Raw genomic sequence first — 22,087 nt, 5'->3', positions numbered from 1 at the left:
TACGTTCTGTACCCGCGCAATGGAGCAAATGATGCAGTTCTCTAAAATGCATGGCCTTGGCAACGACTTTATGGTCGTCGACGCGGTAACGCAGAATGTCTTTTTCTCCCCGGAACTGATCCGTCGCCTGGCGGATCGACACGTGGGCGTGGGGTTTGACCAGCTGCTGGTGGTGGAGCCGCCTTACGATCCTGACCTGGACTTCCACTATCGCATTTTTAACGCCGACGGCAGCGAAGTTTCCCAGTGCGGCAATGGCGCACGCTGTTTTGCCCGCTTTGTTCGGCTGAAAGGGCTGACCAACAAGCGCGATATCCGCGTCAGCACCGCCAATGGCCGGATGGTGCTCAGCGTCACCGACGACGAACTGGTGCGCGTGAACATGGGCGAGCCGAACTTCGAACCCGCTGCCGTGCCGTTTCGCGCCAACAAAGCGGAAAAGACCTATATTATGCGTGCCGCCGAGCAGACAGTATTGTGCGGCGTCGTCTCGATGGGTAACCCGCACTGCGTGATTCAGGTAGATGATGTGCAAACTGCGGCGGTTGAAACGCTCGGCCCGGTGCTGGAAAGCCACGAGCGCTTCCCGGAGCGGGCGAACATCGGTTTCATGCAGGTGGTGAAGCGTGAACACATTCGCCTGCGGGTTTACGAGCGCGGCGCGGGCGAAACCCAGGCCTGCGGAAGCGGTGCCTGTGCGGCGGTGGCCGTCGGTATCTCACAGGGGTTACTGGCGGAAGAGGTTCGCGTGGAATTACCGGGCGGGCGTCTTGATATCGCCTGGAAAGGAGCGGGTCATCCACTGTACATGACTGGCCCGGCGACACATGTTTATGACGGGTTTATCCATCTATGAAGCAACCAGGGGAAGAACTGCGGGAACCTGTAACGGAGCTGGACGACAGCGCTGTTGTGGATTACCTGCTGCACAATCCTGAGTTTTTTATCCGCAATGCACGCGTCGTCGAAAGGATGCGCGTGCCGCATCCGGTTCGCGAGACCGTGTCGCTGGTTGAATGGCACATGGCGCGCTCGCGCAACCACATCAATCAGCTCGAAGAGAACATGACGCTGCTGATGGAGCAGGCCAGCAATAACGAAAGCCTGTTCTATCGTCTTCTGCACCTTCAGGCGCGTCTGGCTTCCGCGCACAGTCTCGAAGAGTTCCTCAACCGCTTCCACCGCTGGGCGCGCGAGCTGGGGCTGGCAGGCGCGACGATCCGTCTCTTTCCCGACCGCTGGCGCATTGGCGCGCCGTCCGGGTTTACCCATCTGGCGCTGAGCCGTCAGGCGTTTGAGCCGCTGCGCATTCAGCGTCTGGGCAATGAGCACCACTATCTGGGGCCGCTTAACGGGCCAGAACTGCTGGTGGTGCTGCCGGAAGCCAAAGCTATCGGCTCGGTGGCGATGTCGCTGATGGGGCGCGATGGTGACCTGGGCGTGATGTTATTTACCAGCCGCGACGCGCATCATTATGAACAGGGGCAGGGCACGCAACTGTTGCAGGAGATCGCCCTGATGCTGCCTGAGCTGCTGGAGCGCTGGATTGAGCGCGTATGACGGACGGACTGCTCGCCACTGACGTCACCCGTTTTCTGCGCTATCTGGGCGTTGAGCGCCAGCTTAGCCCTATTACGCTGCTCAACTATCAGCGTCAGCTTGATGCCATCATGCAGATTGCCGATGAAATCGGCCTGAAAAGCTGGCAACAATGTGACGCCGCCACGGTTCGCGGCTTCGTTGTGCGTAGCCGTAAAAAAAACTTAAGCCCGGCGAGCCTGGCGCTCCGGCTCTCTGCCCTGCGCAGTTTCTTCGACTGGCTGGTCAGCCAGGGCGGTCTGAAAGCCAACCCGGCAAAAGGGATCGCCACGCCAAAGGCCCCGCGTCATCTACCGAAAAATATCGACGTCGACGACGTAAACCGCCTGCTGGATATCGATCTTAACGATCCGCTGGCCGTGCGCGACCGCGCGATGCTGGAGGTGATGTACGGCGCGGGCCTGCGTCTCTCTGAGCTGGTGAACCTCGACTTAAAGCACCTCGATCTGGAATCTGGCGAAGTGTGGGTGATGGGCAAGGGCAGCAAAGAGCGCCGCCTGCCGATCGGCCGCAATGCGGTTTCCTGGATTGAGCACTGGCTGGATCTGCGCGGTCTGTTTGGCGCGGAAGAGGATGCGCTGTTCCTGTCGAAGCTCGGCAAGCGGATCTCGGCGCGTAACGTGCAGAAGCGCTTTGCGGAGTGGGGCATTAAGCAGGGGCTGAACAGCCACGTTCACCCGCATAAGCTGCGCCACTCTTTTGCGACGCACATGCTGGAATCAAGCGGCGACCTGCGCGGCGTACAGGAGCTGCTTGGTCACGCGAATCTGTCGACCACCCAAATCTATACCCACTTAGACTTCCAACACCTTGCCTCGGTGTATGACGCGGCGCATCCACGCGCCAAACGGGGGAAATAATGCGTTTTTACCGCCCACTCGGTCAGATCTCAGCCCTGACGTTTGATCTTGATGACACCCTTTACGACAACCGCCCAGTGATCCTGCGTACCGAGCAGGAGTCGCTGGCGTTTGTGCAAAACTACCATCCTGCGCTGAAAGCGATCCAGAACAAAGAGTTCCAGAAGCTGCGTCAGTCCCTGCGGGAAACCGAGCCGGAAATTTACCATGACGTGACCGAATGGCGCCGCCGTGCGGTTGAGCAGGCGATGCTCAATGCCGGCCTGAGCGCGCAGGACGCGGCCATGGGTGCTGAAGCGGCCATGGAAAACTTCGCCAAATGGCGCAGCCGAATCGACGTGCCGCAGGAGACCCACGACACGCTGGCGAAGCTCGCCGAAAAGTGGCCGCTGGTCGCCATTACCAACGGCAACGCTCAGCCTGAACTGTTTGGTCTGGGGAACTATTTTCAGTTCGTGCTGCGCGCGGGCCCGCACGGACGCTCGAAGCCGTTCAACGATATGTATCATCTGGCGGCGGAAAAACTGGATTTGCCGCTCGGTGAGATCCTGCACGTGGGCGACGACCTGACCACGGACGTCGCCGGGGCGATCCGCTGCGGCATGCAGGCCTGCTGGATCAAGCCGGAAAATGCCGATCTGATGACTACCCCGGATAGCCGTCTTCTGCCGCACGTGGAAATTTCACGGTTGGCATCCCTCACGACGCTGATATAATCATCAATTGTTCTGTATAAATTAACAGGGTTTTGGCGAATGGAAACATTTGCCCGCCCGACATGACGTGACGGTGCCAATGGACGTTTCTTACCTGCTCGACAGCCTTAATGACAAACAGCGTGACGCGGTTGCCGCCTCGCGTACAAACCTGCTGGTACTGGCTGGAGCGGGCAGTGGTAAGACGCGCGTGCTGGTTCACCGTATCGCCTGGCTACAGAGCGTGGAGAACTGCTCGCCGTACTCGATTATGGCCGTGACGTTCACCAACAAGGCGGCGGCGGAGATGCGCCACCGTATCGCACAGCTAATGGGCACCAGCCAGGGCGGCATGTGGGTTGGCACCTTCCACGGCCTGGCGCACCGTCTGCTGCGCGCGCACCATATGGACGCTAACCTGCCGCAGGATTTCCAGATCCTCGACAGCGAAGACCAGCTGCGCTTGCTGAAACGTCTGATCAAGGCGATGAACCTCGACGAGAAGCAGTGGCCGCCGCGTCAGGCGATGTGGTACATCAACGGTCAGAAAGACGAAGGGCTGCGTCCGCACCACATTCAGAGCTTCGGTAACCCGGTCGAGCAGACCTGGCAGAACGTCTACAAGGCCTATCAGGAAGCGTGCGATCGCGCCGGTCTGGTGGATTTCGCCGAACTGCTGCTTCGCGCCCACGAGCTGTGGCTGAACAAACCACATATCCTGCAACACTACCGTGAACGCTTCACCAACATTCTGGTGGACGAATTCCAGGATACCAACAACATTCAGTACGCGTGGATCCGCCTGCTGGCCGGGGATACCGGCAAGGTGATGATCGTGGGCGATGACGACCAGTCTATCTACGGCTGGCGCGGCGCGCAGGTGGAGAACATCCAGCGCTTTCTCAACGATTTCCCCGGCGCGCAAACCATCCGTCTGGAGCAGAACTACCGTTCTACCAGCAACATACTGAGCGCGGCCAACGCCCTGATTGAGAACAACAACGGGCGACTGGGTAAAAAGCTGTGGACCGATGGCGTCGACGGCGAACCGATTTCGATTTACTGCGCCTTCAACGAGCTCGACGAAGCCCGCTTCGTGGTGAACCGCATTAAAACCTGGCAGGAGAACGGCGGTGCGCTGGAGCAGTGTGCCATTCTCTATCGCAGCAACGCCCAGTCGCGCGTGCTGGAAGAGGCGCTGTTGCAGGTGAGCATGCCGTACCGAATTTATGGCGGTATGCGCTTCTTCGAACGTCAGGAGATCAAAGATGCGCTCTCGTATTTGCGTCTGATTGCCAACCGTAACGACGATGCGGCGTTTGAGCGCGTGGTGAACACGCCGACGCGTGGCATCGGCGATCGTACGCTGGACGTGGTGCGTCAGGCCTCGCGCGATCGTCAGCTCACGCTATGGCAGGCATGCCGCGAGCTGTTACAGGAAAAAGCACTCGCCGGGCGCGCCGCCAGCGCATTGCAGCGCTTCCTGGAGTTAATCGACGCGCTGGCGCAGGAAACGGCCGACATGCCGCTGCACGTCCAGACTGACCGGGTAATCAAAGATTCCGGCCTGCGCACCATGTACGAGCAGGAAAAAGGCGAGAAGGGCCAGACCCGTATTGAGAACTTAGAGGAGCTGGTGACGGCAACGCGCCAGTTCAGCTACAACGAAGAAGACGAAGACCTGATGCCGTTGCAGGCATTCCTCTCTCACGCCGCGCTGGAGGCGGGTGAAGGGCAGGCCGATACCTGGCAGGATGCGGTTCAGCTGATGACCCTGCACTCCGCGAAAGGTCTGGAGTTCCCGCAGGTGTTCATCGTCGGGATGGAAGAGGGGATGTTCCCGAGCCAGATGTCGCTGGATGAAGGCGGGCGTCTGGAAGAGGAGCGTCGTCTGGCCTACGTGGGCGTGACCCGTGCGATGCAGAAACTGACCCTGACCTACGCGGAAACCCGCCGCCTGTACGGGAAAGAAGTGTATCACCGTCCGTCGCGCTTTATCGGCGAACTGCCGGAAGAGTGTGTGGAAGAGGTGCGCCTGCGCGCCAGCATCAGCCGTCCGGTCAGTCATCAGCGTATGGGCTCGCCAATCTCGGAAACCGATACCGGTTACAAGCTGGGCCAGCGCGTGCGCCACTCGAAGTTTGGCGAAGGCACCATCGTCAATCTGGAAGGCAGCGGCGAGCACAGCCGTTTGCAGGTCGCGTTCCAGGGGCAGGGGATCAAATGGCTGGTGGCAGCCTATGCCAAGCTGGAAAGTGTGTAACTTTCAGAAAAATATCACTATTTTGTAATAATCTGCTAGCCTTATACGTTGAAGGTCAATTAATGCCCTTCAGCGTTCCGTTGCGTGTTGACGCCACAGTTATTGCTGGCGTAACATGCGCGCACGATTACGCTAAGAGGACATTCGCCTTGGACACACCCAGTAGATACTGGCTCAATTCCCTGTCATCCAGGAACAACTCCTAAGGCTATCTCCTCTTGCTGATGGCCTTAGTGGTTGTCAGCGACTGCATCATTCCCGTCGCGCTGAGTCAGGCTGTTTAATGGTCTGAAACCCAATTTGTTTCTGTGTGCCCACCGAACTGTCCGATATTTTTTGCATTGGGAGTCCCGGTCATGTTGAGCGCATTTCAACTCGAAAATAACCGACTGACTCGGCTTGAAGCCGAAGAGTCACAGCCCCTCATTGATGCCGTATGGGTGGATCTGGTCGAGCCGGACGACGATGAGCGCCTTCGCGTACAATCTGAACTGGGGCAAAGCCTGGCGACACGCCCGGAACTGGAAGACATCGAAGCATCCGCCCGTTTTTTTGAAGACGAAGACGGCCTGCACATTCACTCCTTCTTCTTCTTCGAAGATGCCGAAGACCACGCGGGGAACTCCACCGTGGCGTTTACCATCCGCGATGGCCGCCTGTTCACCCTGCGCGAGCGTGAACTGCCTGCGTTTCGTCTCTACCGCATGCGCGCCCGCAGCCAGGCGATGATGGACGGTAACGCCTATGAGCTGCTGCTGGATCTGTTCGAAACCAAAATCGAACAGCTGGCGGATGAAATCGAAAACATCTACAGCGACCTGGAAAAGCTGAGCCGCGTGATCATGGAAGGCCATCAGGGCGATGAGTACGACGAAGCGTTGTCCACGCTTGCAGAGCTGGAAGATATCGGCTGGAAGGTGCGTTTGTGTCTGATGGATACCCAGCGCGCGCTGAACTTCCTGGTTCGCAAGGCGCGTCTGCCGGGCGGTCAGCTGGAGCAGGCGCGTGAGATCTTACGCGATATTGAATCCCTGCTACCGCACAACGAATCCCTGTTCCAGAAGGTCAACTTCCTGATGCAGGCGGCAATGGGCTTTATCAACATCGAGCAGAACCGCATCATCAAGATCTTCTCGGTGGTTTCCGTGGTGTTCCTGCCGCCGACGCTGGTGGCATCCAGCTACGGGATGAACTTTGAGTTTATGCCGGAGCTGAAGTGGAGCTTTGGCTACCCGGGGGCGATTATCTTTATGATCCTCGCCGGGCTGGCGCCGTACCTGTACTTCAAGCGGAAGAACTGGTTGTAAAAATCAGGCGGGTGGCGCTGCGCTTACCCGCCCTACAAAGCACCTAAATTCCTCTGCGAGTCCTGCGCTGGGTATAAATTGCATCCGCAACGAAAATCGCCAGCGCCACCCAGATAAAGGCAAACGTCACCATCTTATCCGCACCCGGCACCTCGCCGTAAAACACCACCGCCAGCAGGAACATCAGCGTCGGGCCGATGTACTGGAAGAAGCCAAGCGTCGAGAGACGCAGACGCGTTGCCGCGCCGGTGAAGCACAGCAGGGGAATCGTCGTGACCACGCCCGCCGCCATCAGCATCAGGTTCAGCGACCATGGGTTGCTGCCCATGTGGCTGGTGGCGCTGTCGGCAATACCGAACAGGTAGATCGCGGCGACAGGCAGCAGCCACAGGGTTTCAAACAGCATTCCCGTCTGCGCTTCCACGGCGATTTTTTTACGCACCAGGCCGTAGAAGGCAAAGCTGAACGCCAGCCCCAGGGCGATAACCGGCAGTGAGCCGAAGGTCCACAGCTGTACCAGCACGCCGCAGAGGGCCAGAATCACCGCCACCCACTGCATCCGGCGGAAACGTTCGCCGAGGAAAATCATCCCCAGCACGATGTTCACCAGCGGGTTAATGAAGTAGCCCAGGCTGGCTTCGAGCATGTGATGGTTATTCACCGCCCAGATAAACAGCAGCCAGTTTCCGCCAATCAGCACCGCAGAGAGGGCAAGCAGGCAGACCTTCTTCGGGGTTTTCAGTAGCGTTTTGACGCCTGACCACTGACGGCTGATGCTCATCAGCGCAATCATAAAGAAAAACGACCAGATGACGCGGTGAGTGAGGATCTCGTCCGCCGGGACATAGGCGATAAGCTTGAAGTACGCCGGCGCGATACCCCAAATAAAATAAGCGGCAAGGGCGAGTAAAACGCCCTGCCGCGTCTGTTTAGCATCCATCGGGAAAATCCGTTACAAAAAAGTGAAGTAATTTTACCCGAATTTGCCGTCTCAACCCACCATATAAGTGGCGGTTGCGCTGGCGATATAAACCTGCTCCTCGTTATGCAGCTCAACGCGGGCGACGGCAACTTTATTCCCGGCGCGCAGCAGGCTGCTGGTGCAGGTGAAGCGGTTTCCGCGTCCCGGACGCAGATAGTCGACACGTAAATCGATGGTTCCCATGCGCGAGAGGCGCTGGCGTAACTCATCTTCGTTGATGGTGTCATGGCGCGTCAGCGTGCTGCCCACGCACACCAGACCGGCCGCCACGTCCAGCGCAGAGGCAATCACCCCGCCGTGCAAAATGCTTTGTGCCCAGTTACCGACCATCATTGGCTGATTATTGAAACTCAGCTGAGCGAAGTCTTTTTCGTATCGCTCCAGCTCAAGACCCAGTGCACGGTTGAATGGCATGTGGTACACAAAAATCTCGCCCACGAGCTTTAAGGTTTCTTCGGCGGTGAGTGTGGCTGACATCTGACGTGGCATCCTTGTTGTTAACAAAATGTTGATTTTATGCTTCAGGATAAAGGAATGCCACTTTAAGAAACGAGGAAGCGGAAGTTATCGCAGAAGTCTGTAGAATGCCCGGACAAAACTATTCATTAAATGTCACAATTTCAGGAGAACACCACCGATGCGGACGTATCTGGGTTGGTTACTGGCGGCGGTTGCGCTGCCCCTCACAGCATATGCGCAGGAAGCGACGATCAAAGAAGTGCATGATAAACCTGCCGTTCAGGGCAGCATCATCGCCAATATGCTTCAGGAGCATGATAATCCGTTCACGCTCTACCCCTATGACACAAACTACGTGATCTATACCCAGACCAGCGATCTCAACAAAGAGGCGATAAGTTCCTATAACTGGTCTGACAATGCGCGTAAAGATGAGGTGAAGTTCCAGCTCAGCCTGGCCTTCCCGTTATGGCGCGGCATCCTGGGGCCGAACTCGGTGCTTGGTGCATCTTACACGCAGAAATCATGGTGGCAGCTCTCCAACAGCGGGGAATCTTCACCGTTCCGCGAAACCAACTATGAACCGCAGCTGTTCCTCGGTTTCGCCACTGATTATGAGTTTGCAGGCTGGAAGCTGCGCGACGTGGAGGTGGGCTATAACCACGATTCCAACGGTCGTTCCGACCCAACCTCACGCAGCTGGAATCGCGTCTATACGCGTCTGATGGCGCAGAACGGCAATTTCATGGTGGAAGTGAAGCCGTGGTACGTGGTGGGCAGCACCGATGACAACCCGGATATCACCAAATACATGGGCTATTATCAGCTTAAAGTGGGCTATCAGCTGGGTGACGCGGTGCTGAGCGCCAAAGGGCAGTACAACTGGAATACCGGCTACGGCGGCGCAGAGCTGGGCCTGAGCTACCCGGTGACGAAACACGTTCGTCTCTATACCCAGGTGTATAGCGGTTATGGCGAATCGCTGATCGACTATAACTTCAACCAGACCCGCGTTGGTGTGGGCGTCATGCTGAACGATATTTTCTAAGCTGCTCGAATGTTTTTGCGTTAAACGTTGAAGTTTCTCTCTCAGGCGCTGAAAATAGCGCCTGTTTCATTTCTGGCATATGGGGTTAACGTGGCGCAGGCGGAAGTATTGAATCAGGAATCGCTGGCTAAACAGGTTTTGCATGAAACCTTTGGCTACCAGCAGTTCCGTCCTGGCCAGGAAACCATCATTGAAACCGTGCTGGAAGGCCGCGATTGCCTGGTGGTCATGCCGACCGGCGGCGGAAAATCGCTCTGCTATCAGGTGCCCGCGCTGGTACTTAATGGCCTGACGGTTGTGGTCTCCCCCCTTATTTCCCTGATGAAAGACCAGGTCGACCAGCTGCTTGCCAACGGCGTGGCGGCGGCCTGTCTTAACTCGACGCAAACCCGCGAGCAGCAGCAAGAGGTGATGGCCGGGTGCCGCACCGGGCAGATCCGCCTGCTGTATATCGCGCCAGAGCGCCTGATGCTGGACAACTTCCTCGATCACCTGGCGCACTGGAACCCGGTGCTGCTGGCGGTGGATGAAGCGCACTGTATCTCCCAGTGGGGGCACGATTTCCGCCCGGAATATGCCGCCCTCGGCCAGCTGCGTCAGCGCTTCACTGAGCTGCCGTTTATGGCGCTTACCGCCACGGCGGATGACACCACGCGTCAGGATATCGTTCGCCTGCTGGGGCTGAAAGACCCCTATATTCAGGTCAGCAGCTTCGACCGGCCGAACATCCGCTATATGCTGATGGAAAAGTTCAAGCCGCTGGATCAGCTCCTGCGCTACGTGCAGGAGCAGCGCGGCAAGTCCGGCATCATCTACTGCAACAGCCGCGCGAAGGTGGAAGACACCGCTGCGCGTCTGCAAAATCGCGGCTTTAGCGCGGCGGCATACCATGCCGGGTTAGAAAACCACATCCGCGCCGACGTTCAGGAAAAATTCCAGCGCGACGACCTGCAAATCGTGGTCGCAACGGTGGCGTTCGGGATGGGGATCAACAAGCCTAACGTGCGCTTTGTGGTGCACTTTGATATCCCGCGCAATATCGAATCCTACTATCAGGAAACCGGCCGCGCCGGGCGTGATGGCCTGCCTGCGGAAGCGATGCTGTTTTACGATCCGGCGGATATGGCGTGGCTGCGCCGCTGTCTCGAGGAGAAACCGCAGGGGCAGTTGCAGGATATCGAACGCCACAAGCTTAACGCGATGGGTGCCTTCGCCGAAGCGCAAACCTGCCGCCGTCTGGTGCTGCTCAACTACTTTGGTGAAGGGCGTCAGGCGCCGTGCGGCAACTGCGATATCTGCCTCGACCCGCCGAAGCAGTACGACGGTCTGATGGACGCGCGCAAAGCGCTCTCGACTATCGGACGCGTGAACCAGCGCTTTGGGATGGGCTACGTCGTCGAAGTGCTGCGCGGGGCTAACAACCAGCGTATCCGCGACATGGGGCACGACAAGCTGCCGGTTTACGGCATCGGGAAAGACCAGAGCCACGAGCACTGGGTAAGCATCATCCGCCAGCTGATCCATCTCGGCTTTGCCACGCAAAATATTGCTCAGCACTCTGCGCTTCAGCTTACCGAAGCGGCGCGACCGGTCCTGCGCGGTGAGGTTGAACTAAAGCTCGCCGTTCCGCGCGTCGTCGCCCTGAAGCCGCGCGTGATGCAGAAATCCTACGGCGGCAACTACGATCGCAAGCTGTTCGCCAAGCTGCGCAAGCTGCGTAAAGCCATTGCCGATGAAGAGAACATCCCGCCATACGTGGTGTTCAATGACGCGACGCTGATCGAGATGGCCGAGCAAATGCCACTCAGCGCCAGCGAGATGCTCAGCGTCAACGGCGTCGGCACGCGCAAACTGGAGCGCTTTGGTAAAGAGTTTATGGCGCTTATCCGTTCCCACGCTGATGGTGATGATGAGGAGTAGTCAGCCGGGCGAAAAAGTGCCAGGATGATGACTCACTTCATTATTTCCCCGCGAGCTAATTATGTTAATGCTATTTCTCACCGTGGCGTTAGTGCACATCGTTGCGCTGATGAGCCCTGGCCCTGACTTCTTCTTCGTGTCACAAACGGCCGTCAGCCGCTCCCGCAAAGAGGCGATGATGGGTGTGCTCGGTATCACCATGGGCGTTATGGTCTGGGCGGCGGTTGCGCTGCTTGGTCTGAACCTGATCCTGGCGAAAATGGCGTGGCTGCATAACATCATCATGGTTGGCGGCGGTCTGTACCTGTGCTGGATGGGCTACCAGATGCTGCGCGGGGCGCTGAAGAAAGAAGAGAAAAAGCCGGAAGAGCCAAAGGTTGAGCTGGCAACGGGTGGCCGTAGCTTTGTGAAAGGGCTGCTGACTAACCTGGCGAACCCGAAAGCGATTATTTACTTCGGCTCTGTGTTCTCGCTGTTTGTGGGGGATAACGTCGGTGCGGGCGCGCGCTGGGGGATCTTCCTGCTAATCGTTGTTGAGACGTTCGCCTGGTTTACCGTTGTGGCAAGCCTGTTTGCTTTACCGGCGATGCGTCGCGGCTACCAGCGCATCGCGAAGTGGATCGACGGCTTTGCCGGCGCACTGTTCGCCGGCTTCGGCATTCATCTCATCATTTCTCGCTAAGCATGACGCGCTGACGCAAGCAGCGCGCCAACCAGCATAAACAGCGAACCAAAGACTTTGTTCAGGGCCTTCATTTGTTTAGGCCCTTTGATCCACGCCGCAATTCGCTGCGCCAGCGTCGCGTAACCAATCATCACAATGATATCGACAATTATGGTGGTCGCGCCCAGCACCACGTACTGCATCACCTGGGGCTGATGCGGCACGATAAACTGCGGGAACAGGGCGGCGAGGAACACAATGCTTTTCGGGTTGGTCAGGTTAACGAATACCGCGCGCTTAAACAGGTGGCCGCGTGTTTGCGTTCGGGAGAGCGTATGCAGATCAATCGAGCCTGCGGCGCGCCACTGCTGAATGCCCAGCCAGATAAGATACGCTGCGCCAGCCCATTTCAGCACTTCGAAGGCCAGCACCGAACGGGAGAACAGCGTGCCCAGACCAATCCCCACCAGCACAATGTGAATGCCAAGCCCTGTCTGTAAACCGGCAATTGACGCCGCCGCGCCGCGATAGCCGTGATTAATGGAGGTGGTCATGGTGTTGATTGCGCCCGAGCCAGGTGAAAGGCTGAGGATGATGGATGTCAGCAGGTAAGCGAACCACCACTCGAAGGTCATTTGAAACTCCCGGATCGTCTGTTTTTATGCCACAATACGCTATTGTTGAGTCATTTTGTGACCGGTGACGAAAAAAACGATATTCCCTGAATTACGGGGGGTGGAAACCCAATGTTTCAGCAGAAAAAGGACTGGGAAACACGAGAAAACGCATTTGCTGCTTTCTCCATGGGGCCGCTGACCGATTTCTGGCGCCAGCGTGAGGAAGATGAGTTTATGGGCGTCGGGGATATCCCGGTACGCTTCGTTCGTTTCCATGATGAAAAAAATGACCGGGTGATTGTGGTTTGCCCCGGGCGCATCGAAAGCTATATCAAATATGCCGAGCTGGCGTATGACCTGTTCCATCTGGGCTTTGATGTGTTAATTATCGACCATCGCGGGCAGGGGCTATCCGGCCGGATGCTGCCGGATACCCATCGCGGCCACGTGGATAACTTCAGCGATTACGTCGACGATCTGGCCGCGTTCTGGCAGCAGGAAGTGCAGCCCGGACCGTGGCGCAAGCGTTATATTCTTGCCCACTCCATGGGGGGCGCGATCTCGACGTTGTTTTTGCAGCGCCATAAGCACCAGTGCGACGCCATTGCGCTGACCGCGCCGATGTACGGCATTGTGATTCGTTTTCCTGACTGGATGGTGCGCCATCTTCTCGACTGGGCTGAGGGCCATCAGCGCATTCGTGAAGGCTATGCCATCGGAACAGGACGCTGGCGGGCGTTGCCGTTTGCCATCAACGTGTTAACCCACAGTCGGCAGCGTTATCGCCGCAACCTGCGTTTTTATGCTGATGAACCGCGTCTACGGGTCGGCGGCCCCACCTGGCACTGGGTGCGGGAAGGTATTCATGCCGGTGAGCAGGTGCTGGCGGGCGTAGGCGATGATGACACGCCGACGCTTCTGATCCAGGCGGAAGAAGAGCGTGTGGTGGATAACCGCATGCATGACCGCTATTGTGAACTTCGCGCCGCGGCGGGCCATCCCTGTGAAGGGGGTAAACCGCTGGTCATCAACGGTGCGTACCATGAGATCCTTTTTGAAAAGGACGCTATGCGCTCAGTCGCGCTCAACGCCATTGTTGAATTTTTCAACAGGCATAACTGATTATTGTTTTCCACCAGAGGTTGAAATCCCTATGTACCAGGTTGTTGCATCTGATTTAGATGGCACGCTGCTTTCCCCCGACCACACCCTGTCGCCTTATGCGAAAGAGACCTTAAAACTCCTGACTGCCCGTGGCGTGAACTTTGTGTTCGCCACCGGCCGCCACCACGTGGACGTGGGGCAGATCCGCGATAACCTGGAGATCAAGTCGTACATGATCACCTCCAACGGTGCGCGCGTACACGACACGGACGGCAACCTGATTTTTACCCACAATCTCGATCGCGACATCGCCACTGATTTGTTCGGCATTGTGCATAACAACCCGGATATCGTCACTAACGTTTATCGCGACGACGAGTGGTTTATGAACCGTCATCGCCCGGACGAAATGCGTTTCTTCAAGGAAGCCGTCTTCAACTACTCCCTGTATGAACCGGGTTTGCTGGATCCTGAAGGGATCAGCAAGGTGTTCTTTACCTGCGAAAGTCACGAAGCGCTGCTTCCGCTGGAGCAGGCGATCAACGCCCGCTGGGGAGACCGCGTGAACGTGAGCTTCTCCACGCTGACTTGTCTGGAAGTGATGGCGGGCGGGGTGTCCAAAGGTCACGCGCTGGAAGCGGTCGCGAAGCGTCTGGGCTTTGATCTGAAAGACTGCATCGCGTTCGGCGATGGCATGAACGATGCCGAGATGCTCTCCATGGCGGGCAAAGGCTGCATCATGCAGAACGCGCACCAGCGCCTGAAAGATCTGCACCCGGAGCTGGAAGTGATTGGCACCAACGCAGACAACGCGGTACCTAAGTATTTGCGCAAACTGTTCCTTGAATAATCTTCATTTGATTATTTATTGTTCAGATGTCAACTAAAGAGTTCGCTACAATGCCTCTCCTTCTTTCTGAGAGACAAGCATTGTGGCGCTACTCATTATCACCACTATCCTGTGGGCCTTCTCCTTTAGCCTGATTGGCGAATACCTTGCCGGATCGGTCGACAGCTACTTTTCGGTGCTGATGCGTGTGGGGCTGGCGGCGCTGGTGTTCCTGCCGTTCCTGCGTACCCGCGGGCAATCGCTGAAAACCATTCTGCTGTACATGCTGGTAGGCGCAATGCAGCTCGGCATCATGTACCTGTTCAGCTTCCGGGCTTACGTCTACCTCTCCGTCTCGGAATTTCTGCTCTTTACCGTGCTCACGCCGCTCTATATCACGCTGATTTACGACCTGCTCAGCAGGCGCCGCCTGCGCTGGGGATATCTGCTGAGCGCGGCGCTGGCAGTCATTGGCGCGGCGATAATTCGCTATGACAAGGTGAGCGATCACTTCTGGACCGGGCTGATGTTCGTCCAGCTCGCCAATATCAGCTTCGCCATCGGGATGGTGGGCTATAAACGCCTGATGGAGACCCGCCCGATGCCGCAGCATAACGCGTTTGCGTGGTTCTATATGGGCGCGGCGATTGTCGCGATTGCGGCATGGTTTATGCTCGGCAACCCGCAAAAGCTGCCGACCACCACCGTGCAGTGGAGCGTTCTGGTCTGGCTGGGCGTGGTGGCCTCGGGGCTGGGCTACTTTATGTGGAACTACGGCGCGACGCAGGTAGACGCCGGAACGCTGGGGATCATGAACAACGTGCACGTGCCGGCGGGGCTACTGGTGAACCTCGCCATCTGGCAGGAACAGCCGCACTGGCCGAGTTTCCTTATTGGGGGAACGGTGATCCTGGCTTCGCTGTGGGTACATCGCCGCTGGGTCGCTCCGCGCTCCGCACAAACGGAAGATGGTCGCACGCGTGGTTCCGCGCTGAGCGAATAAACGCTTCCGTAATCGGCTGACGCTGCTCGCCGTCGCGCACGGCGGCGTACAGCCGGCTCCACAGTCCTTCACCCAGGGTTTTGGTAACCACCAGACCCTGGCGTTCAACCGTCTCGACCACCCAGTGCGGCAGCGCCGCAATTCCCATTCTGGCCGCCACCATCTGAATTAACAGCAGCGTGTTATCCACGCTTTTCAGCTGTGGGCTGATGCCTGCGGGTTGCAGGAAATGGCGCCAGATATCCAGACGACTGCGCTGTACCGGGTAAATCAGCAGCGTCTCCGTTGCCAGATCTTCCGGCGTGATACGCGTTTTGGCGGCCAGCGGATGGTCCGGGGCCAGCACCAGACGTACCTCAAAATCAAACATTGGCGAATAGTGCAGACCGCTGCGCGGCAGAATATCAGAGGTCATCACCAGATCCAGCTCACCCTGCTGAAGCGACGGCTGCGGATCAAACGTGACGCCGGACTTGAAGTCCATCTCCACCTGCGGCCACTTCTGGCGGAAATTCTCAAGCGCGGGGGTCAGCCACTGAATACAGCTGTGACACTCAATGGCGATGCGCAGGGTGGTCTGCTGCGGCTCGTTGCAGGACTGCAACGCGCTGGCAATCTGCGGCAGCACCTGGTTCGCCAGCTGAAGCAAAATTTCGCCCTGCGGCGTAAAGCGCAAAGGCTGGCTCTTACGCACAAAAAGACGAAAGCCGAGGCGTTGTTCCAGATCGCTGAACTGGTGAGAAAGGGCAGACTGAGTCTGGTGCAGCGTGGCCGCTGCCGCCGCAAGAGAACCGCAGTTCCGCAACGCTTGTAGCGTTTTCAGGTGTTTTATCTCGATCATGAAAGTCCTTCACTTCGCCATGAACATTTTGCGCTTGAGGAATATACAGTACCTGCCAATTATAGATGTGTAAACATCTGGACGTCTAAATAACGAATTTCACAAGGGGCATACCATGACAATCCGCACTCACACTCTCGGTTTCCCTCGCGTTGGCCTGCGTCGCGAGCTAAAAAAAGCGCAAGAAAGCTACTGGGCAGGTAACGCCACCCGTGAAGAACTGCTGGCGGTGGGACGTGAGCTGCGCGCGCGTCACTGGGATCAGCAAAAACAGGCGGGCATTGACCTGCTGCCGGTGGGCGATTTCGCCTGGTACGACCATGTTCTGACCACCAGCCTGCTGCTTGGCAACGTGCCGGCTCGTCATCAGAACAACGATGGATCGGTGGATATCGATACCCTGTTCCGCATCGGCCGTGGCCGCGCGCCAACGGGTGAGCCAGCGGCAGCGGCGGAAATGACCAAGTGGTTCAACACCAACTATCACTATATGGTGCCGGAGTTCGTTAAAGGCCAGCAGTTCAAACTGACCTGGACCCAGCTTCTGGATGAAGTGGACGAAGCGCTGGCGCTGGGTCACCAGGTGAAACCCGTGCTGCTGGGGCCGATAACCTACCTGTGGCTGGGCAAAGTGAAAGGCGAACAGTTCGACCGCCTCAGCCTGCTGAACGACATTCTGCCGGTTTATAAGCAGGTGCTGATTGAGCTGGGCAAACGCGGCATTCAGTGGGTGCAAATCGATGAACCGGCGCTGGTGCTTGAGCTGCCGCAGGCGTGGCTGGACGCCTTCAAACCGGCGTATAACGCGCTCACCGGGCAGGTGAAGCTGCTGCTGACCACCTACTTCGAAGGCGTCACGCCGAACCTGAAAACCATTACCGCGCTGCCGGTTCAGGGTCTGCACGTTGACCTCGTTCACGGCAAAGACGATGTAGCAGAGTTGCACAAGCGTCTGCCAGTGGACTGGCTGCTCTCTGCCGGTCTGGTGAATGGTCGTAACGTCTGGCGTGCCGATCTCACCGAGAAATATGCACAAATTAAAGACATAGTCGGTAAACGTGAATTGTGGGTGGCTTCTTCCTGTTCCCTGCTGCATAGCCCGATTGACCTGAGCGTGGAGACCCGACTCGACCCTGAGGTGAAAAGCTGGTTTGCCTTCGCCCTGCAAAAGTGTGAGGAGCTGGCTCTGCTGCGCGACGCGTTGAACAGCGGCGACACGGCAGCGATTAGCGACTGGAGCGCTCCGATCCAGGCGCGCCGTCACTCGACGCGCGTGCATAACCCGGCAGTGGAAAAACGTCTGGCGGCCATCACCGCCCGGGACAGCCAGCGCCAGAGCCCGTATGAAGTGCGCGCCGAAGCCCAGCGTGCGCGCTTTAACCTGCCCGCGTGGCCGACCACGACAATCGGCTCCTTCCCGCAGACTACCGAGATCCGCAGCCTGCGCCTGGACTTCAAAAAGGGCAATCTGGATGCGAATCACTACCGCACCGGTATTGCGGAACACATCAAACAGGCGATTGTCGAGCAGGAACGTTTAGGTCTGGACGTGCTGGTGCACGGTGAAGCCGAGCGTAACGACATGGTGGAATACTTCGGTGAGCACCTGGACGGGTTTGTCTTTACCCAGAACGGTTGGGTGCAGAGCTACGGCTCCCGCTGCGTGAAGCCGCCGGTGGTAATCGGCGACGTCAGCCGCCCGGAAGCGATTACCGTGGAGTGGGCGAAGTATGCCCAGTCTCTGACCGACAAACCGGTAAAAGGCATGCTGACGGGTCCGGTGACCATTCTCTGCTGGTCGTTCCCGCGTGAAGACGTAACCCGGGAAACCATCGCCAAACAGATCGCCCTGGCGCTGCGCGATGAAGTTGCGGATCTGGAAGCGGCCGGGATTGGCATCATTCAGATCGACGAACCTGCGCTGCGTGAAGGTTTGCCGCTGCGTCGCAGCGACTGGGATGCTTACTTACAGTGGGGCGTGGAGGCGTTCCGCCTCAACGCGGCTGTCGCGAAGGACGATACGCAGATCCACACCCACATGTGTTACTGCGAATTTAACGACATCATGGACTCCATTGCCGCGCTCGACGCCGATGTGATCACCATCGAGACCTCGCGTTCAGACATGGAGCTGCTGGAGTCGTTCGAAGAGTTCGACTACCCGAACGAAATCGGGCCGGGCGTGTACGACATTCACTCCCCGAATGTGCCAAGCGTGGAGTGGATTGAATCGCTGCTGCAAAAAGCGGCCCAGCGCATCCCGGCGGAACGTCTTTGGGTAAACCCGGACTGCGGCCTGAAAACCCGTGGCTGGCCTGAAACCCGCGCGGCGCTGGCGAACATGGTGCAGGCGGCGCAGAATTTGCGTCAGGCTTGATGAAATGTAGGCCCGGTCAGGCGTAGCCGCCACCGGGCTTTTTGCTTTTACGCTTTTTTCCCGCCGTACTGGCTAAACCATGTCAGCATCCGCTGCCAGCCATCTTTCGCCGATTCCGCATGATAGCTCGGACGATAATCGGCATTAAAGGCGTGCCCGGCTTCCGGATACACCACAATTTCCGCCTTCGCGTTTGCTGCGCGCAACGCATGGCGCATGGTCTCGACCGTATCAAGCGGGATCCCGGTATCCTGACCGCCATAGAGCCCCAACACAGGCGCATTTAAATCCGTGGCAATATCAACAGGTTGCTTCGGTGAATTCAGCGTTTTTTCACCCACCAGCTTGCCGTACCAGGCCACAGCCGCTTTTAGCTGCGGGTTATGCGCGGCGTACAACCAGCTAATGCGTCCGCCCCAACAGAAGCCAGTCACCATCAGACGGTGCGGGTCGCCACCGTTGCGCGCTGCCCAGCTGGCAACGTGGTCGAGATCGGCCAGCACCTGCGCGTCCGGCACTTTGCTGACCAGGTTGCTGAACAGCGTCGGGATGTCGCTGTAATCATTCGGATCGCCCTGACGGAAATAGAGTTCCGGCGCAACGGCCAGGTAACCCTCCAGCGCCAGACGGCGGCAGAGGTCGCGAATATGTTCATGAACGCCAAATATTTCCTGCACCACGATCACGATGGGCAGCGGGCCATCGGCGGATTTTGGCCTCGCGTGGTACGCTGGCATGTTCTCTCCCTGGGAGGGAATGGAGGTCTCGCCTGCGGTAATGGCCTCTTCAGGGGTTGAGACGATGGTTGAAGCATGCGGGGCCGCAGCTGGTGCAAAACCGGTTTTTTCAGTCATGGCATTCTCCGTACCAATGAATGGATTAGCGCAAAGATAAATATAGACACCAGGTTAACAACCCACAGTGCCTTATAGCGTCTATCTTTTGTGCAGCACCCGGCGATATAACTTGTTAATGTGATGTGAATCACCATTTTATGGAAATTAACTGCAATCATTTTCATTCATGGTGAGGTGTGTCACGAAATAATGCACATTGCTTCTGTAAAGTACCGTTTTACTTCTTCTGACAAACCGACCCACAGAGGAGTCACCTATGTCTAAGTCTGATGTTTTTCATCTCGGCCTCACTAAAAACGATTTACAAGGGGCTACGCTTGCTATCGTCCCTGGCGATCCTGAGCGTGTGGAAAAGATCGCCGCGCTGATGGATAAGCCGGTTAAGCTGGCAGCGCATCGCGAATTCACCACCTGGCGCGCAGAGCTGGACGGTAAAGCGGTGATCGTGTGCTCTACCGGTATCGGTGGCCCGTCTACCTCTATCGCCGTTGAAGAGCTGGCACAGCTGGGCATTCGTACTTTCCTGCGCATTGGCACCACAGGCGCCATTCAGCCGCACATCAACGTGGGCGACGTGCTGGTTACCACCGCATCCGTGCGTCTGGACGGGGCAAGCCTGCACTTTGCACCGATGGAATTCCCGGCAGTGGCTGATTTCGAATGCACCACCGCGCTGGTTGAAGCGGCGAAATCCGTGGGCGCCACCACCCACGTGGGCGTCACTGCATCTTCCGATACCTTCTACCCGGGCCAGGAGCGTTACGACACCTTCTCTGGTCGCGTGGTGAGCCGTTTCAAAGGCTCAATGGAAGAGTGGCAGTCGATGGGCGTCATGAACTACGAAATGGAATCTGCGACGCTGCTGACCATGTGCGCAAGCCAGGGTCTGCGTGCCGGTATGGTGGCGGGCGTTATCGTCAACCGTACCCAGCAGGAGATCCCGAACGCTGAAACCATGAAGCAGACTGAAAGCCATGCGGTGAAAATCGTGGTTGAAGCGGCGCGCCGTCTGATCTAATTCTCTCTTCAGTGCTAAAAGGCCGACATGCTCGGCCTTTCTTTTTTGCGTAACGCCTCGCAGGAAAACCCTTTCAAACTGGACGTTCATACAGCACAATTCTATTTTGTGCGGGTTACACGTGGATGCAGGGGGCATTGTGGATATCTCAATCCTGGTTTATGCGGTAGTTGCGCTGGTGAGCGTGGGGATTGGCTGGCTCATTTGCGGCTACCAACATGCTCAGCAGAAAGCCGATCAGCTGGCAGAGCGCGAAGAGATCGTCGCCGAACTCAGCGCGACGAAACAACAGCTTGCGCTGTGTGACCACTGGCGCGATGAGTGTGAACTGCTCAATAACGAACTGCGCAATCTTCGCGACATTAACACCTCGCTGGAGGCCGATCTCCGGGAAGTGACCACCCGCCTTGAATCCACCCAACTGCACGCCGAAGACAAAATCCGTCAGATGATCAACAGCGAGCAGCGTCTTAGCGAGCAGTTTGAGAACCTCGCGAACCGCATTTTTGAGCACAGCAATCGCCGCGTGGATGAGCAGAACCGCCAGAGCCTGAACAGCCTTCTGACGCCGCTGCGTGAACAGCTGGACGGCTTTCGCCGTCAGGTGCAGGACAGCTTTGGTCAGGAGGCTCGCGAGCGCCACACGCTGGCGCATGAGATCCGTAATCTCCAGCAGCTGAATGCGCAGATGGCTCAGGAGGCGGTTAACCTGACGCGCGCACTGAAAGGTGATAACAAAGCGCAGGGAAACTGGGGCGAAGTGGTCATGACGCGCGTGCTGGAGGCCTCTGGCCTGCGTGAAGGATACGAATACGAAACGCAGGTCAGCATTGAAAACGATGCGCGCTCGCGAATGCAGCCGGATGTCATTGTTCGTCTGCCGCAGGGCAAAGATGTGGTTATCGACGCCAAAATGACGCTGGTGGCCTATGAGCGCTACTTCAACGCGGAAGATGACTATATCCGCGAGACAGCGTTGCAGGAGCATATCGCCTCCGTGCGTAACCATATCCGTCTGCTGGGCAGAAAAGATTATCAACAATTGCCGGGGCTGCGATCGCTGGATTATGTGCTGATGTTCATTCCGGTTGAGCCTGCCTTCCTGCTGGCGCTCGACAGACAGCCCGAACTGATCACCGAAGCGCTGAAAAATAACATTATGCTGGTCAGCCCCACCACGCTGCTGGTGGCGTTACGTACCATTGCCAACCTGTGGCGTTATGAGCACCAAAGCCGTAACGCGCAGCAGATTGCCGATCGCGCCAGCAAGCTGTACGACAAAATGCGGCTGTTTGTGGATGATATGTCCTCGGTGGGGCAAAGCCTGGATCGCGCGCAGGATAACTACCGCCAGGCGATGAAAAAACTCTCCTCCGGGCGCGGCAATTTGCTGGCGCAGGCGGAGGCGTTTCGCAGCCTGGGGGTGGAAGTTAAACGCGAGATTAATCCGGAACTGGTGGAGCAGGCTACGGCTCAGGACGAGGAGTTTCGTTTGCGTGAAGGCGATGGTGAGCAAAATAGCCGCAATGAAGACAATGGGTTAGCGGCGAGTTTATCCCCCGAAGCGCAGTCGGCGCGTTTCTTTCGCGGTGGTTGAAACGTAGGGCAAATGCGCCCAATCTGTTACACTTCACGAACATTTGA

General features: G+C 57.5%; 21 protein-coding genes. 16 read left to right on the top strand and 5 right to left on the bottom strand.

What is annotated here, in order from left to right; genetic code table 11:
• Window positions 1–31: 31 nt before the first annotated feature.
• From dapF to corA, 7 genes are all read left to right on the top strand, one after another.
• Window positions 32–856, top strand: a complete 825-nt coding sequence (dapF, locus tag ACOT1A_RS09500) for a diaminopimelate epimerase (RefSeq protein ID WP_023299045.1) — start codon at window positions 32–34, stop codon at window positions 854–856.
• Window positions 853–1,560, top strand: coding sequence for a DUF484 domain-containing protein (locus tag ACOT1A_RS09495; protein ID WP_105322892.1), 708 nt, complete (start codon window positions 853–855; stop codon window positions 1,558–1,560). Before dapF ends, ACOT1A_RS09495 begins: the two co-directional genes overlap by 4 nt.
• A complete protein-coding gene (xerC, locus tag ACOT1A_RS09490) occupies window positions 1,557–2,459 on the top strand; it encodes a tyrosine recombinase XerC (RefSeq protein WP_022646663.1) in 903 nt (300 codons plus the stop codon). The genes ACOT1A_RS09495 and xerC overlap by 4 nt, the downstream gene beginning before the upstream one ends.
• Window positions 2,459–3,175, top strand: a complete 717-nt coding sequence (yigB, locus tag ACOT1A_RS09485; RefSeq protein ID WP_022646664.1) for a 5-amino-6-(5-phospho-D-ribitylamino)uracil phosphatase YigB — start codon at window positions 2,459–2,461, stop codon at window positions 3,173–3,175. Before xerC ends, yigB begins: the two co-directional genes overlap by 1 nt.
• A 79-nt stretch (window positions 3,176–3,254) precedes the next feature.
• Complete coding sequence (uvrD, locus tag ACOT1A_RS09480; RefSeq protein ID WP_017383586.1) at window positions 3,255–5,417, top strand: DNA helicase II; 2,163 nt, start codon at window positions 3,255–3,257, stop codon at window positions 5,415–5,417.
• A 149-nt stretch (window positions 5,418–5,566) separates the two neighbouring features.
• On the top strand, window positions 5,567–5,623 hold the full coding sequence (gene ysgD / locus ACOT1A_RS09475; RefSeq protein ID WP_212743980.1) for a YsgD/CorL family protein: 57 nt from the start codon (window positions 5,567–5,569) through the stop codon (window positions 5,621–5,623).
• A 150-nt stretch (window positions 5,624–5,773) separates the two neighbouring features.
• Window positions 5,774–6,724 carry a magnesium/cobalt transporter CorA gene (gene corA, locus ACOT1A_RS09470; protein WP_003860807.1) on the top strand — a complete coding sequence of 317 codons (951 nt, stop codon included), beginning with the start codon at window positions 5,774–5,776 and terminating at the stop codon, window positions 6,722–6,724.
• A gap of 43 nt (window positions 6,725–6,767) precedes the next feature.
• Here corA and rarD read toward each other — a convergent pair whose 3' ends face one another.
• Window positions 6,768–7,664 (bottom strand): EamA family transporter RarD, encoded by an 897-nt coding sequence (rarD, locus tag ACOT1A_RS09465; RefSeq protein ID WP_105322893.1) that lies wholly within the window; start codon window positions 7,662–7,664, stop codon window positions 6,768–6,770.
• A 51-nt stretch (window positions 7,665–7,715) separates the two neighbouring features.
• Window positions 7,716–8,183: an acyl-CoA thioesterase YigI gene (gene yigI / locus ACOT1A_RS09460; protein ID WP_006812366.1), complete on the bottom strand. Its 468-nt coding sequence runs from the start codon at window positions 8,181–8,183 to the stop codon at window positions 7,716–7,718.
• Window positions 8,184–8,343: 160 nt separating this feature from the next.
• Between yigI and pldA the strand changes: the two genes are divergently transcribed.
• The 3 genes from pldA (at window position 8,344) to rhtC (ending at window position 11,815) form a co-directional block, all read left to right on the top strand.
• Window positions 8,344–9,213 (top strand): phospholipase A, encoded by an 870-nt coding sequence (pldA, locus tag ACOT1A_RS09455; RefSeq protein ID WP_276169993.1) that lies wholly within the window; start codon window positions 8,344–8,346, stop codon window positions 9,211–9,213.
• Between the two features lie 90 nt (window positions 9,214–9,303).
• On the top strand, window positions 9,304–11,133 hold the full coding sequence (gene recQ / locus ACOT1A_RS09450) for an ATP-dependent DNA helicase RecQ (protein ID WP_105322894.1): 1,830 nt from the start codon (window positions 9,304–9,306) through the stop codon (window positions 11,131–11,133).
• Window positions 11,134–11,194: 61 nt separating this feature from the next.
• On the top strand, window positions 11,195–11,815 hold the full coding sequence (gene rhtC / locus ACOT1A_RS09445; protein ID WP_006179256.1) for a threonine export protein RhtC: 621 nt from the start codon (window positions 11,195–11,197) through the stop codon (window positions 11,813–11,815).
• Here rhtC and rhtB read toward each other — a convergent pair.
• Window positions 11,812–12,432: a homoserine/homoserine lactone efflux protein gene (gene rhtB, locus ACOT1A_RS09440; protein ID WP_006812363.1), complete on the bottom strand. Its 621-nt coding sequence runs from the start codon at window positions 12,430–12,432 to the stop codon at window positions 11,812–11,814. The two genes, rhtC and rhtB, sit on opposite strands and share 4 nt — an antisense overlap.
• 111 nt (window positions 12,433–12,543) lie before the next feature.
• Between rhtB and pldB the strand changes: the two genes are divergently transcribed.
• The 3 genes from pldB (at window position 12,544) to ACOT1A_RS09425 (ending at window position 15,350) form a co-directional block, all read left to right on the top strand.
• Window positions 12,544–13,536, top strand: coding sequence for a lysophospholipase L2 (gene pldB, locus ACOT1A_RS09435; protein ID WP_022646668.1), 993 nt, complete (start codon window positions 12,544–12,546; stop codon window positions 13,534–13,536).
• 31 nt (window positions 13,537–13,567) lie between these two features.
• Window positions 13,568–14,368, top strand: coding sequence for a sugar/pyridoxal phosphate phosphatase YigL (gene yigL, locus ACOT1A_RS09430; protein WP_023299050.1), 801 nt, complete (start codon window positions 13,568–13,570; stop codon window positions 14,366–14,368).
• An 82-nt stretch (window positions 14,369–14,450) separates the two neighbouring features.
• Window positions 14,451–15,350 carry a carboxylate/amino acid/amine transporter gene (locus ACOT1A_RS09425; protein ID WP_045309031.1) on the top strand — a complete coding sequence of 300 codons (900 nt, stop codon included), beginning with the start codon at window positions 14,451–14,453 and terminating at the stop codon, window positions 15,348–15,350.
• On the opposite strand, the gene metR is transcribed toward ACOT1A_RS09425, so the two are convergent.
• Entirely contained in the window at window positions 15,238–16,191 is a 954-nt protein-coding gene (gene metR / locus ACOT1A_RS09420; protein WP_015570000.1) for an HTH-type transcriptional regulator MetR, read from the bottom strand. The genes ACOT1A_RS09425 and metR overlap by 113 nt on opposite strands.
• A gap of 115 nt (window positions 16,192–16,306) precedes the next feature.
• Between metR and metE the strand changes: the two genes are divergently transcribed.
• Complete coding sequence (gene metE, locus ACOT1A_RS09415; protein WP_063853761.1) at window positions 16,307–18,568, top strand: 5-methyltetrahydropteroyltriglutamate--homocysteine S-methyltransferase; 2,262 nt, start codon at window positions 16,307–16,309, stop codon at window positions 18,566–18,568.
• A gap of 47 nt (window positions 18,569–18,615) precedes the next feature.
• On the opposite strand, the gene ACOT1A_RS09410 is transcribed toward metE, so the two are convergent.
• Window positions 18,616–19,422 (bottom strand): dienelactone hydrolase family protein, encoded by an 807-nt coding sequence (locus ACOT1A_RS09410; protein WP_022646671.1) that lies wholly within the window; start codon window positions 19,420–19,422, stop codon window positions 18,616–18,618.
• Window positions 19,423–19,681: 259 nt separating this feature from the next.
• On the opposite strand from ACOT1A_RS09410, the gene udp reads away from it, so the two are divergent.
• A complete protein-coding gene (udp, locus tag ACOT1A_RS09405) occupies window positions 19,682–20,443 on the top strand; it encodes a uridine phosphorylase (protein ID WP_003860792.1) in 762 nt (253 codons plus the stop codon).
• 139 nt (window positions 20,444–20,582) lie between these two features.
• Complete coding sequence (rmuC, locus tag ACOT1A_RS09400; RefSeq protein WP_105322895.1) at window positions 20,583–22,040, top strand: DNA recombination protein RmuC; 1,458 nt, start codon at window positions 20,583–20,585, stop codon at window positions 22,038–22,040.
• Window positions 22,041–22,087 lie beyond the last annotated feature (47 nt).

Source organism: Enterobacter cloacae complex sp. SYL003, assembly GCF_049236925.1.
Lineage (GTDB): Bacteria > Pseudomonadota > Gammaproteobacteria > Enterobacterales > Enterobacteriaceae > Enterobacter > Enterobacter intestinihominis.
The sequence above is the reverse complement of the archived record's forward strand: the minus strand, read 5'-3'. Positions and strand labels throughout refer to the sequence as shown.